Genomic DNA, 12,361 nt, shown 5'->3' on the forward strand with positions numbered 1-12,361 from the left:
TTGCTCGCCGATGGGTCCCGCTGCTGAGGCTGTGGCTCGGTGGTCGCCGCCGGGTGCCCGCGCCGTGGGCGGCCGGCACCCACCGCGTGGGCGGGGCAGAAGACGGGGGCGTGCTGTCACCTGAGTTCGACGGAGTACGTGCTGCCGCCAAATTCCCATCCGTCGGTGCCTTCACCGATGTCTGCCACGATGACGTCGTCGACGAAGTGGTCCTCGAATTCGTCGTCGGTGAGTTCGCCGGACAGCCAGAGTTCCTCGATTGCCTGCCAGTTTCCCCTGCTCGCGTCGATGCGCAGGGGCGCCGCCCGTCGTGTGCCGCGTTCGCGTTCGTCGTCGCCGGTCTTGACGATGCCGCTGATCTCGAACTGGCCGTTCTTGACGTGGTCGGGGACGGGGTCGGCGGGGACGATCGCGGTGTTCTCGTAGGCGGTGTGGATGAGGTCGATGTAGCTGCGGCGGATGTTGTACTCGGGGTCGGACAGCCAGTTGATGAGGGTCTTGGTGGTGACGTTGAGTCCGGCGTCGGTGAGGGCCTGGTGGCCGCGGTGGGTGCCGGTGAGCTGGCTGAGCTGGGCGTGCCAGTGCTGGGCGGTGTAGGTGGACAGCCGGTGGCGGGGGGTGACCTGGCTGTGGAGGAGGTCGTTGAGGGCGGCGCCGAGGGAGTGGCCGTGGCCGGTGGGTCCGGCCATCAGTCCTCACCTTCGGGGATGATGTGGCCGGGCTGGATGAACTTGGCCTTGACTTCGCCGAAGCCGGTGCCGATCCGGTAGGTGGCTGGGGGCGTGTTGGGGGGTGTCCAGAAGATGGCGGCGTCGACGTTGCGTAGGGCGAGGAGGGTGTGGCCTTCCTGGACGGCTTTGAAGGCCATGGTCCAGTGCCTCACGGATGCCTCGGCGACCATGCTCATGCGCCAGTCGGGCCGCCAGAACGGGGAGTTCTGGGCCTCCCGCTTGGGCCACAGCAGGCGCAATGCGATGGAGAGGCGGGTCTTGTACGTCTTGTAGGGGGCGCCGCCGGTCTGGACGAGTTCGGCGCGGGTCTTGCGGGCGGCCTCGTAGAAGGGCTTGAAGAGGGATTCGTTGTACTTGCCGGTCCACGAGTCGTGGATGGTCGCCGGTGCGTCGAGGTGGCCGTCCCGGTGCAGCCTCTGAAGCTGCTTGATGTGCGGGGTGGTCACCCAGACGTGGCCGTGCTGGTCGGGCCGGTCGATGAGGCGGCCCAGCGGGTGCGGCATGTCGGTGCGCGGCCAGGCGGGGATGTCGATGAGGTAGATGCCGGCCCGGGTCTTGTCGTAGGCGTCCAGCGGGCCGGTGTGCAGGAGCTTGTTCGGGGCGAGGGGGACGCCTGAACAGGCGGACGGGTAGCTGCCGTTGCGGTCGATGAGGCACAGCGTGCCCTCGCCGAAGGAGTCGGGCACGTCCAGCTGGTCGCGGCGCACGCGCCGCCCGTTCGCGCGGATGTGGGCAACGCGGGTGCTGGTGACGTCGGGGTGGATCCAGCGGGGCTCGCCGTCCATGTCTTCACTGATCAACGGCCAGGGGCCGCTGTCGCGTTCGTCGAGCCGGATGACCGGGATCGGGTGCATCTTGGACTTCTTGACCGCGTCTTTGAGGATCCTCAGGGCGGGGAAGACCGCTCCTTCCGGCTCCTCTTCCTCATCTCCGGGGGCCAGCTCGCCGTCCGGCCTCTCCTCGTTCTCCGCTACCTCGCCTTCGTCCTGGTCCTGTCCGCTGTCCGCCGGGGCGTGGTCGGCGGGAGCACCGGCCACGGCCGGAGCGTCGGGTGCGGTGGGGGCGGACCCGGGCGGGCCGTAAAGGCGCAGGGCGGCGGTGAGGCGGTGTCCCTCATGCGTGTTGGGCCACTGGGTGACTGTCGCGGCGGCCCGCAGCAGCGAGGGCAGGATCTCCTTCAGGGTTTCCTGGTCGCCGCCGGCGACCGCGGTGCGCCATGCGGCGAGTCCGTGGGTGAGGGCGGCGGGGACCCCCCGGTGTTGGCCGGATGTGTAGGGAAGGGCGGCTTCGGCCAATTCCAGCGCCGCCGTGCCGCCGCCCACCTGCCAGGAGGCGGCGCCCTCGGGGCTGGGGGCGGCATCGAGGGGGGCAACGTCGGCGTCCAGGAAGCGGGCGTGGAGCAGGTCGGGTCGCAGGTACGCCGAGCCGATCGTGCCGACGTCGCGTTCCGTCACAGCTACGTGGACCCTGTCCGGGGCATCGGTGGCGGTGAGCATCACCACGACGTCGGCGTCCAGGAGGGCCAGGAGCGCTGGGTCGTCGCTGTCCACGACCGCGAGCACCGGAACCTGCAGACTGCGGGCGAGGGTGGCCAGCACCTGCGAGGCGTGCGGGAGACCCTCTCCGGACAGGGGCAGGCGGGGGCTGGCCGCGGCTTGGAGGCGGTCGACGACCACGAGCGCAAGGCTGCTGACCTCGGGGGCGGTCGCTGCGATGTCCTCGGCGGTCAGGTTGCTGCCGTCGTCGATGTACAACTCGTTGCCCGCCTGGACCAGTTGGCGGGCGACCTGCTGCTCGTGCTCGGTGAGCCGACCCTGCTTCAGGCGCGGGTAGTCGCCCCCCGTCTCGGCGGAGATGATCCGGCGGAAGATGTCGTCGCGGTTGGGTCCCGAGGCCGCGTACAAGACGGCACGGCACTCGGCCAGCGCGGTTCGCCGGGCCGCGGCAAGGCCCAGCAGGCTTCCGCCGACGTTGGGGGCGGCTGCCACCAGCGTCAGCCGGCCCGGCTGCAGTCCGCCCGTCGCGGCGTCCAGACCAGGCAGTCCGAACATGGCGCCGCCGACCAGGCTGCCGCTCAGTACGGAGGTCTCACCCAGTGTGGCGAGCCTGCGCGGCGCGCTGCTGCGGTCCTGGGGGCCTTGACTGTTCACCGCACCTCCTGCGGGTGCCACGCCGGGACGCGCGACCATGTCGGACGAAAGGGCACGTGAGGTGGGGGCGGCGGGAAGCAGGACCGCGACCGGTGTGATGTTACGCAGGAGGACCTGCGGTTCACCCCGCGCCGCCCGCGTGATGAGATCACCGAGATCCCGCTGCGCCGCGCTCAGCACGTGAGCCGGGAAAGCATCCGCCCTCCGGGCTGCCGGCAGCCGGTCCAGCGGCGCCAGCAGAACACGCACCCTGTGCTTGGTGATCACCGTGGTGCGCCCCTCCTCCTCGGCGAGCTTCACCAAGGAGTACAAGGTGGTCCGGGCCGTGGTCGCACTGACCACGATCCCCTCCTGCGGCGACTGGCTCACTCACCCTCCAAGACCCTGACTCCCCGTCATGACAGGGAAAATCACACACCGAGGTACCCATGCTCACTATCTTTGCAGAATAATCCACTCATTATTGGTGGATTGTGCAAGGGTTGCCGCTTCGAGTCCGCGAGGGCGACCAGCGGACGGGAGGGAGCGGAGGCCGGGACCCACCCGGTCCCGGCCTCCGCTCCCTCCCGTCCGCAAACGATCACAGTCCCCCGCCCCGACGGACTCACCTTCCTGCCGCCGATCCCTGCTCTTCCACCTCGAGCGCCTCGGCCGCACCCGCCGATCAGGCCCACGGCTGGGAGCTGGCCAACGAGCCGGGCCACCTGCCCGCAGCCCTGCTGCACGCACCGAGCACGTGACGCCCCGTCGGCGACCACTCCCGCGCCCCGCCGACGGGGTGTCGCCGGTAAACGCGCCCGCAGGACGCCGCAGAGCTGGCCGTGTTCGCTGCTGGCCGCCTGCCGCCTCCCCGTACTGCGGAACATGGCGCCGCCGCGCGCTGACGGGGAGGGTGAGCGAGACAGCGCCCGCAAGTGGCCCGTTCACACCGGGTGCGAAGAAGCTCCGCTCGTCCGCCCGCGGTGGGGCGGCGGTTCACCTTCGGTACCACGTAGCTTTGTTCCCGGAGCATGGTGTCGGCCTCGCCCGCTGGCGTTACGGTCGGCGCAACAGTCTTGGGGGACTTCATGAACATCAGACGCACGGCACTGGCCGCCCTCGTATGCATACTCATCCTTGCCGGGTGCAACCAGGCTGGTCACAGCGATGGTGCCCCCGCCGTACCGCAGGCCGCTCCGGGCGGGATGCCGCATACGCTCGTCGGCGCCGACTACAACTCGGTCACCCTGATCGAAACCGATGTGCAGGGTGCGAACATCACCGGCACGTTCGACACGTCCGAGATCACTGGGACACGTGTCGACCACCAGCACGCGAAAGTCACCGGGACCCTGCACGGTTCACGGGTCACCCTGACCTTGGACTATGGACTCGGAGATACGGCCCTCAACGGGACCCTCACCGAAGGCAAGCTGACCCTCCGCGCGCCCCAACCGGACGGTCAGATCGAAGATTACGTGTTGCAGCCCAGTACCGTCGACGATTACAACCATCGCGTCGCCCAGCTCCAAGCAAGCACAAGCGCCACGCCCACGCCGTCGAAAAGCTTCTACTGAGCGAGCAGAGCGCCATCGCGCGGCCCGTCATGCCACACGAGGACAAGAAGGGCCGGCGCGAGAACGTCCTGGGGCCCTGGCTGTGGGACTGCACGCCGATCTGGTCCGGGAGACGACCTGCGGCAAGATCGACACGATCATGCTGCTGGAGTTCGTGTGCACGCGCCTGACCCGCCTGCCTGGTGGAACCGCCGCACTGGCCCCCGTGAGCTTCACTCTCGTCCGAGCGTGCACCATCGTCCTGGACAACGCTTCCGCGCACGTGACCCGGGTCTTCAAAGGGCGCCGGGAGGAACTGGCCACCATCCAGCGTCGAACTCTTCTAACTCCCGCCTCGCAACCCCGAGCTGAACGACATCAAGCGGATATGGCGCTCGGCGAAGTACGAGGACCACCCCAAGCGCGTCCACACGACCGCTGAAGCGGTCCGCACCGCAGTCGATCAGGCCCTGCATCGTCAACGCGTACGCGTTAAAGGATCAGCAGCCAACTTCACCAAAGTCGCTCAGGGGCCGTTGCGGTTGGCGAGACCGTACGGAGACCGGTCCGTTGTCCCAAACCCGGTGTTCGCCCACGACCATGCAGACATGGATCATCCAACGGGGGGACGCGGCCGGGCGGGGACACTGGCAGACGGATGCCTGATCGCCGTGCTGGTCGCGGTCGGCGTGGTGTGCGCGCTGGTGCTCGGCGCGCTGTGGCAGATTCACCGCACCTTGGACCGGACGCCGCCCAATGTCGGCGCCTTCGCGCACTCCGCCGCCACCCGGACCGCCGACGCGGCCGCGGCACGGATGAGTTCCGCTCGCCTGACGAACCTGACGAAGGCGCTGCCCTGGGCCGTTCCGCTCGGCACATCGGAGGCGGACTCCTGCCAGACGGAGAACCAAAACTCGTTCATTGGGCCAGCGCGCTGGGCACCGATCAACTGCGCGCGCAGCAGCGTCCTCTACCTCGCTTTCGACGGGGACATCCGCACGCGCCTCCACCAACTCGACGCGGTGCTGGCCGAGCAGGAGTGGGCGGGCTCGGGTCCGTCCCCGAACACGCTGACCGGGATGGCGACCTGGATGAGCCAGGCCGGCGGTGACCCGTCCCCGGACGCGTCGCAGCAAGGAAGCACCAAACCCCCGGGTTCGCGGCCGATCTGCCTGTCCACGACGTACAGCCCGGCCACGAAGAAGCACGACCTTCGACACGGCGGGCTCGGCGTCCGGCTGCGAGTGGCAGTGGCGGAGCTTCCGTGCACGCCCACAGCGGAGACCGGCGACATCCAGACGGGCGGCACACTGGAGAAGTACGCGGACGATGGAACCGTCTACCTCGCCTGGCACCCCCTGTTGACCGACACGGTCAGCCGCTCCGCCTACGCCGCGCACCGCTACGTGGCCGCTTTCTCCCTCGTCGACAGCTACGCCGTCCAGTCCACCCCGACGACCTCCGCCCTCGCCACCGACCAGGTAAGCCGTCCCGCCGTGCCTCAGTGACAGGCTCACCGCCTCCTGCAGGAGAGGGCGTCAAATTTGGCGGCTGATCTTGGTTGTTGCGTGTTCAGCGGTTGCCTGCGCTGAGCCACCCGTCTGGAGATCTTTAACGGTGCGGGTTACGGGGGTGGATGCGCCTGAGCACCTGTACGGTGCGGGCGAGGCGGTTGGTCTCGGCTTCGAGGGGCGGCTCAAGTGCGCTGGACTGTCCGCCGGAGGCGGCGCGGCGCCTTCGGTGACGATGTCCTCGAACTGGCTGTACTCGCAGGCTCGCGGGCTTCGCTGTTCAGCGGCATACACAGAGCGCGCACCTGTCGGCGGAGCGTTGCCCCGAGGTAACTTTGGGCAGTCTAGGCGCCGTTGAGTTCGCGACGGGCATGGCTGATCAGGTTCTGGGCGTCGGTGCCGAACACGGCCGACTCTCGCAGGGTGCGCCAGGTCCTCAGGTACAGCGCGATCGAGTCGGCGTCATCGACCCAGAGTTCGGCGTGCCAGACCTCGACCATGACGAGTCTCTCGTCGTGCACCCAGAAGCCGCCGGTCGGCGGGATCTTCAGCGAGGCAGTGAAGGGGATGACTCCGAGCCGCACGGTGTCGAGGCCGATCAAGCCGGCGAGGCGGTCGAGCTGCGCGGCGAGTACCGAGGGCGGACAGATCAGGGACCTCAGCCCGGCCTCACCGATCAGGATCTCGAACTGCTTGTGGGCGTCGTACAAGCACTCCTGGCGCTTGAGGCGAGAGCGCACGGCTGCTTCGGTGTCGCGGGGTGAGCGTTGGAGCTCTGCGTACCGGTTGAACACATGCCGCGCGTAGTCGGCCGTCTGGAGGATGCCTGGCACGGTGACGCTCTCGAAGCCGCGCACCACGGCCGAGCGCTCGTACTCGGCGGCGACGGTCTGCTGGACTGGCTGGTGCCCGGCGGCGAGTTGGCGCCTCCAGGACCGGATGTGCGACTCGAATCCCCTGAGCCGGGCGAGGAGTTCGCTGTATGCCTCGGGCTGGCCGGTCGCCTCGGCCCACGCCTTCAGGTCCTCGGGGGTGGCGGTCTGTTTGCCGTTCTCCATCTTCGAGATCTTGGGCTGTGGCCAGCCCAGGAGTTGCGCGAGGCGGGTACCGGTGAGACGTCCGTCCGGAGCGGACATGCGCAGCTCGCGCAGGCGCACGCCGAGGGCCTCGCGTGCTTGCTGGTAGTCCGTCGTCACCGGTACCGTCTCGCCCTTCTAGCCGGCCTGCGCCGCGTGTTGCTGGAAGGGGACAGCGTGGTGCCAGGCGGCGTCCCGGAGCATGGCGTACCTGATCACCTCGGCCGGTTCGGTGATCAGCTCCACGTCGGTCAGCTCGTCCGCGTCGGTGAAGTTCAGCCGGGCGACAAGGCGCGAGTCGAAGATCCAGAAGTCCTCACTGCCGAGCCGCAGCCGGTCGGCATCCGATCGGCGCAGGGTGCGGATGTCCTCCCCGAGGTGGGTGTTCCGCTCGGCGTTGACCATGAGGTAGCGCTGGCCGGTGGTGGCCGGGTCGTCGACCACCCGGACGCGGGCGACCGTCTTGCCGGCCGCTGTCTGGCGCCTGATCGTCTCGCAGTACCAGGTACTCATGTCCCAGTCGACGTGCCCTGTGGCGAGGTACTGCGCGTAGGTTGGGGTGGACTCGTCGGACGCGTACCGGCTCCGGGTCTCCAGCCGCCAGGCGGTGTGCTCGAAGATCTCGAACAGCCGGTTGAAGGCTGCGAGATCGATGATCTTCGCCTGCCTCGTGGCGTCCTTCGGGGCCCAGTCCGTGATCAGCTCGCGCGGCACGACGACGGCGACCTCGCCAGGGCCGAGGTGCTTCAGCTGCGCGAGATCCTCGGGCTTGGTCAGGGGCGGCCCGTGCACGATCACCTGGCCGGTGTCGGTGTCCTCATGGATCGCTGGGCAGCCGGTGTCCCCGCTGCCGGTGCCGTTGAAGCGGATGGTGCGCGTCATGTGCCCCTCCCTGGTCGAGTTGTGCTCCCGTCTCTCGATCTTGTCGCCGGAGCGTTCCGCCCGGCTATGGCCTCCCCGCCCCTCCACGAGAATTGTTCGGCATAAGCCGGTACCTTTCCAAGAATAGTCGCGCATACTCGCTGTCCGTCTCAACTGCGCGGCCGCCAGGTTGAGTTCATGACCACTGCACACACGTCGGGCCCGGCCGAAGCCACTGAGGCAGTCGAATTGCTGCGCGGAGCGCTGACGGCGGCCGGGATCGCCCTGCCATCCCTGGGAACCGACACGGCCTCCCCCGCGCTGAACCTGATCAACCTCGGGCGGGTGCACGTCGACGTCGCGCTGAAGCTCGCCGAGGCCCTCCGGCGGGAGTGCGCATGAGCGCGCCGACGACCGACGAGGTGACCTTGTCGAGTGAATGCACGCTGGCGCAGCGGCCAGGCTATGCGGATCTGCACCAGGAGTGCCGGCAGGCCACAGACGTGCCGCTGCCGCACGCAGGCGGCCTGCTGCTGATCCCGCGTTGCAGGTGCGGGTGCCACTGCCCAGACGGTGCGTCATGAACGCGGTCCTGCACGTCTGCCGGGCATGCGACGGGCTGATCACCGACCCGGCGGACGGTGTGATCGTCGCGTATGAGGAGGCCATGAGCGGTCCGGGCTGGCAGGTATGGGCCCACCGTGCACACGTCGATGACGTCGAATTGCTCGATCCGGATCTGCTGCGGATCATGACGTGGTTCTGGACGGCCCAGGCTGCCGCCGAATAGGCCCGCGCTCACCACACCCCGCACCGACGACCTGCGGAAACCTGACCATGGTCGGGGTGGTCGGGGCCATGGCGAGTGGGTGTTCAGGAGGCGACGACCTGTGCGCCCTGGGTAGTTGCACGCGTCTCGGTCCACTGGCCGCTGTCGGCACCAGCACCGTATTGGACCTGCCAGATGACGGTCAGGTGGAGGGTGCGCCCACGGTGCCCGAGCCGACTGACGGACGGACGGACGGGCGTAGCTGACGCGTAAATAGCAGCAGGTCAGGGTGGGTGTGGGCAGAGCTGGGTGCCCGGGGCCGTGGCGGCGCCGGGTGTCCGGGCTCTGGTGGGTCAGGCTGCGCCTTCCAGGGGGTTGAGGGTGACGGTGTAGCCGAGCTGGTTGAGTGCGGTGATCGCGCGGCGGGTGGCGCGTTCGGGGTCGCGTTGGGTGAAGTAGGTGCCGCCGAGTTCGTGGTAGGGGATGTTGTCGGTGAGCATGTGCCAGATCGCGGTGATGATCGAGTGCTCGACGGAGACCAGGGCCCTGAGTGGGCCGCGGCGGGCGGTGAGTCGCTTGTAACGGGCCTGCAGGTAGGTGTCCTTGGTTCTGACCGCGCCGAACGCCGCAAGTCCGAGGGCGCCTTTGAGATACGGATTGCCGGGGCGGACCTTTGTGTTCTTGGTGCGGCCGGCGGACTCGTGGTGGCCGGGGCAGACCCCGGCCCAGGAGGCGAGGTGTTTGGCGGAGGTGAATCGGCTCATGTCGCCGCCGGTCTCCGCAATGATCACCTCGGCGACGGCCCGGTTGATCCCGGGGATGGTGTCCAGGAGGTCGAGGACCGTGCGAAAGGGGGCCATCGCCTCCTCGATCCGCTCGTCCAGCTGCCTGATCGCGTCGGTGAGCTGGTCGTAGTGGTCCAGGTGCAGCCGGGTCAGGAACGCGTGGTGTTCGCGGAAGCGCCCGGTGAGGGCCTCGGTGAGTTCGGGGATCTTGTTGCGGAGCTTGCGTTTGGCCAGGGCCGCCAACGTCTGAGGGTCGCGTTCCCCGTCAATGAGGGACTCCAGCATGGCCCGGCCGGAGACGCCCATGATGTCGGATGCGACCGCGGAGAGTTTGATGCCGGTGTCCTCCAGGAGCTTCTCCAGGCGCTGGACGATCTGGCCGCGTTAGCGGGTCATCTGGGTGCGGGCCCGGGTCAGGTCCCGCAGCTCACGGACCGGCTGCGGCGGCACGAACGAGGCCCTCACCAGGCCGTGGGCGCCGAGCTGGGCCAGCCAGGCGGCATCGGAGACGTCGGTCTTGCGGCCGGGCAGGTTCTTGACCTGCCGGGCGTTGACCAGGATCACGTTCAGGTCCTCGGCCTGCAGGTAGTAGAACGGCTTCCAGTAGTCCGAGGTCGCCTCGATGACCACCAGAGTGACGTTCGCGGCCAGCAGGTGTTCGCGCAGGGCAAGGACCGCGTTCGTCGTTGATCCCCACGTCGTGGTCTCGTTCGTGAACGAGCCCCGGCGTTTCGTGCTCGGCGTGCGGATGCAGGCTTTGGCGTCCTTCTTGCTGATGTCCAGCCCCGCGCAGCGTTCGTGCAGTACATCCATGCCCCGGTCCCTCCCTCAACGGCCCAGCAGTACGCCGTTCCGGGAGGGCCAGGGTGGATCAGGAATTCTGACGCACGTGCTCACAGCAACACTCCACGGTTCCCGCGGACGGCCCTCGGTACCATGCTGACCTGCGAGCTCACCGGCATCACAGAAACCTCGGTTTCGGCCGGAACGAACCTCACCAGCGTCCCGGACCCGCAGCAGCCCACGGCAGGGCAGACAGAAGCACCCGTACTAGGACAGGCCGAAGGTGGCGCGGGTCATCTCGGCGGCAGTTTGGATGACCTCATCGTGGTCGATCGGCACAAAGCCGGTGACAGCGTCGGTGACTGCTCCGCAGAAGCCGTGGTAGAGGGCCCTAGCCATCATCTCCGGGTGCGCGCACCGAAGGTCCCCGGCGTCCACGCCGGAGCCGACCGCATCGCAGATCAGGCGGATGAGCCGTTCGTTCGCGGCGATCTTGACCTGTTCGGCGCCCGCGGCGTCGTACAAGGCGCGATGAATGTCGGCGTGGCGGAGCGAGAAGCGGCACAGCGACTCCATCGCGTCCACCAGTCGGACATCGATGGGAACCTCGGTGTCGCCGAGGATGGCCTCACCGACTTCGGCGAAGACGTTCAGGTGTCGCTCCCAGGCGGCGGCCGCGGCCTCCTCCTTGGTCTTGAAGTACAGGTAGAAGGTTCCCTTCGAGACGCCCGCAAGCTCCGTGATCTCTTCGATCTTCGCGTCGGCGATGCCCTTGCGCAGGAACACCTCCACCGAGGCGTCCAGGATGTCCTTGCGCCGTTCCTCCGGCGGCTTGGCTACACGCTTGCGCTTACTGGTGGGCGCGGTCATTTCGGGCTCCTCAGCTCATCCCAGCCTGTATAACACGATGCGCCGACTGACCGTAAGTCACCCATGCGGGGTGTGCGTGCCTGATCGCGAAGTGTCACCAGGGGCAATGAACGAGGAGCCAGTCTCTAATGACTGCCGGTCAGTCAGTGCTAGTGTGTGGGAGTCCGCGCATTCCACGGACGATTCCGTATCCGCCCCGACGTGGGGCGGCCCCACCATCAGAGGCCAGCATGCCCAGCTCCAAGTACCCCTCCCCGCCCTTCGATGCCGAGCTCCAGCCGGTCCTGGACGCCATCCTGGAGACCTTCAGTCCGTCGCTGCACCCCGAGGACATCCCTGCACTGCGCGCCGCCAAGCTCACACCCGGGCCGGACGAGCTCGTCCAGGACCGCCCCATCACGCACACCGTGCACACCATCCCCGGACCCGCCGGTGACCTCACGGTGTCCGTCTTCGCCAGGTCCGATCACAACACCGCCGGGCCCGCCCTCTTCTTCACCCACGTCGGCGGCCTGATCTTCGGCGACCGCTTCAACGGCATCGCCCCCCTGATGGAGCACGTCGAGGAACTCGATCTGGTCGCCGTCACCGTCGAATACCGGCTCGCCCCCGAGCACCCCGCTCCCGCCGCCGTCGAGGACTCCTACGCCGCGCTGAAGTGGACCGCCGAACACGCCACAGAACTCGGCATCGACCCCGATCGCATCATCACCGCCGGCGCCAGCGCCGGTGGCGGTCTCGCCGCCGCCCTTGCCCTCATGGCCCGTGACAACGACGGCCCCGCCGTGGCCGGCCAGATGCTGATGTACCCCGTCCTCGACGACCGCGACGAGACCCTCTCCACCCACCAGAACGACGGCATCGGCGTATGGGACCGCACCAGCAACCTCACCGGCTGGAACGCCGCCCTCGGAGAGCGCCGCGGAACCGACCAAGTCAGCATCTATGAAGCCCCCGCCCGCGCCACCGACCTCTCCCACCTGCCCCCCGCTTACATCGAGGTCGGCAGCAACGAGGTCTTCCGCGACGAGAGCGTTGTCTACGCCACAGGCATCTGGGCCGCCGGCGGCGCCGCGGACCTGCATGTATGGGCCGGCGGCTTCCACCTGTTCGGCCAGTTCGCCCCCGACACCACCATCAGCCGCGCAGCCCGCGACACCCGCACAAACTGGCTCCGCCGCACCTTCCAGCTCTGAGTGCGTTGTGGCAAACCGGATCTTGTTCGAGCGGCAGCGGGTGGTCGTCTGGACTGAGGTTCGGGTGCGGTCGCGGGCATGAGAGAACGGGCCC

The 12,361-nt window shown here is 68.4% G+C and carries 11 protein-coding genes and 1 pseudogene; 6 read left to right on the forward strand and 6 right to left on the reverse strand.

Annotation, left to right across the window (positions count from 1 at the left end; genetic code table 11):
- Positions 1 to 116: 116 nt before the first annotated feature.
- Together ACIRPX_RS43700 and ACIRPX_RS43705 are read right to left on the reverse strand one after the other, a co-directional pair.
- Positions 117 to 689, reverse strand: coding sequence for a hypothetical protein (locus ACIRPX_RS43700; RefSeq protein ID WP_404205712.1), 573 nt, complete (start codon positions 687 to 689; stop codon positions 117 to 119).
- Entirely contained in the window at positions 689 to 3,223 is a 2,535-nt protein-coding gene (locus ACIRPX_RS43705; RefSeq protein WP_404205713.1) for a type II toxin-antitoxin system prevent-host-death family antitoxin, read from the reverse strand. Before ACIRPX_RS43705 ends, ACIRPX_RS43700 begins: the two co-directional genes overlap by 1 nt.
- A gap of 725 nt (positions 3,224 to 3,948) precedes the next feature.
- On the opposite strand from ACIRPX_RS43705, the gene ACIRPX_RS43710 reads away from it, so the two are divergent.
- The 3 genes from ACIRPX_RS43710 (at position 3,949) to ACIRPX_RS43720 (ending at position 5,924) form a co-directional block, all read left to right on the forward strand.
- A complete protein-coding gene (locus tag ACIRPX_RS43710) occupies positions 3,949 to 4,437 on the forward strand; it encodes a hypothetical protein (RefSeq protein ID WP_404205714.1) in 489 nt (162 codons plus the stop codon).
- An 82-nt stretch (positions 4,438 to 4,519) separates the two neighbouring features.
- Positions 4,520 to 4,858, forward strand: a complete 339-nt coding sequence (locus ACIRPX_RS43715) for a hypothetical protein (protein ID WP_404205715.1) — start codon at positions 4,520 to 4,522, stop codon at positions 4,856 to 4,858.
- A 166-nt stretch (positions 4,859 to 5,024) separates the two neighbouring features.
- Complete coding sequence (locus ACIRPX_RS43720; protein ID WP_404205716.1) at positions 5,025 to 5,924, forward strand: hypothetical protein; 900 nt, start codon at positions 5,025 to 5,027, stop codon at positions 5,922 to 5,924.
- Positions 5,925 to 6,271: 347 nt separating this feature from the next.
- On the opposite strand, the gene ACIRPX_RS43725 is transcribed toward ACIRPX_RS43720, so the two are convergent.
- A complete protein-coding gene (locus ACIRPX_RS43725) occupies positions 6,272 to 7,123 on the reverse strand; it encodes a helix-turn-helix domain-containing protein (protein WP_404205717.1) in 852 nt (283 codons plus the stop codon).
- Between the two features lie 18 nt (positions 7,124 to 7,141).
- Positions 7,142 to 7,885, reverse strand: a complete 744-nt coding sequence (locus ACIRPX_RS43730; protein ID WP_404205718.1) for a DUF6879 family protein — start codon at positions 7,883 to 7,885, stop codon at positions 7,142 to 7,144.
- Between the two features lie 177 nt (positions 7,886 to 8,062).
- Here ACIRPX_RS43730 and ACIRPX_RS43735 point away from each other — a divergent pair, with 177 nt between their 5' ends.
- Both ACIRPX_RS43735 and ACIRPX_RS43740 read left to right on the forward strand, forming a co-directional pair.
- Entirely contained in the window at positions 8,063 to 8,266 is a 204-nt protein-coding gene (locus ACIRPX_RS43735; RefSeq protein WP_404205719.1) for a hypothetical protein, read from the forward strand.
- A gap of 178 nt (positions 8,267 to 8,444) precedes the next feature.
- The gene (locus ACIRPX_RS43740) at positions 8,445 to 8,654 is read left to right on the forward strand and encodes a hypothetical protein (RefSeq protein WP_404205720.1); all 210 of its coding nucleotides are present in this window, start codon (positions 8,445 to 8,447) and stop codon (positions 8,652 to 8,654) included.
- Positions 8,655 to 8,986: 332 nt separating this feature from the next.
- Here ACIRPX_RS43740 and ACIRPX_RS43745 read toward each other — a convergent pair.
- Together ACIRPX_RS43745 and ACIRPX_RS43750 are read right to left on the reverse strand one after the other, a co-directional pair.
- Positions 8,987 to 10,231, reverse strand: a pseudogene (locus ACIRPX_RS43745) (IS110 family transposase).
- A gap of 237 nt (positions 10,232 to 10,468) precedes the next feature.
- Positions 10,469 to 11,071, reverse strand: a complete 603-nt coding sequence (locus ACIRPX_RS43750) for a TetR/AcrR family transcriptional regulator (RefSeq protein WP_404205721.1) — start codon at positions 11,069 to 11,071, stop codon at positions 10,469 to 10,471.
- 230 nt (positions 11,072 to 11,301) lie between these two features.
- Here ACIRPX_RS43750 and ACIRPX_RS43755 point away from each other — a divergent pair, with 230 nt between their 5' ends.
- Entirely contained in the window at positions 11,302 to 12,267 is a 966-nt protein-coding gene (locus tag ACIRPX_RS43755) for an alpha/beta hydrolase (protein ID WP_404205722.1), read from the forward strand.
- The last annotated feature ends 94 nt before the right edge of the window (positions 12,268 to 12,361 follow it).

The organism is Streptomyces sp. NPDC101225 (assembly GCF_044767585.1).
Taxonomy (GTDB): domain Bacteria; phylum Actinomycetota; class Actinomycetes; order Streptomycetales; family Streptomycetaceae; genus Streptomyces.

Bases quoted from the DNA above. Each gene is read 5' to 3' on its own strand.
- ACIRPX_RS43700 (WP_404205712.1), bottom strand. From the start codon at position 689: ATGGCCGGACCCACCGGCCACGGCCACTCCCTCGGCGCCGCCCTCAAC.
- ACIRPX_RS43710 (WP_404205714.1), top strand. From the start codon at position 3,949: ATGAACATCAGACGCACGGCACTGGCCGCCCTCGTATGCATACTCATC.
- ACIRPX_RS43720 (WP_404205716.1), top strand. From the start codon at position 5,025: ATGGATCATCCAACGGGGGGACGCGGCCGGGCGGGGACACTGGCAGAC.
- ACIRPX_RS43730 (WP_404205718.1), bottom strand. From the start codon at position 7,885: ATGACGCGCACCATCCGCTTCAACGGCACCGGCAGCGGGGACACCGGC.
- ACIRPX_RS43735 (WP_404205719.1), top strand. From the start codon at position 8,063: ATGACCACTGCACACACGTCGGGCCCGGCCGAAGCCACTGAGGCAGTC.
- ACIRPX_RS43740 (WP_404205720.1), top strand. From the start codon at position 8,445: ATGAACGCGGTCCTGCACGTCTGCCGGGCATGCGACGGGCTGATCACC.
- ACIRPX_RS43750 (WP_404205721.1), bottom strand. From the start codon at position 11,071: ATGACCGCGCCCACCAGTAAGCGCAAGCGTGTAGCCAAGCCGCCGGAG.
- ACIRPX_RS43755 (WP_404205722.1), top strand. From the start codon at position 11,302: ATGCCCAGCTCCAAGTACCCCTCCCCGCCCTTCGATGCCGAGCTCCAG.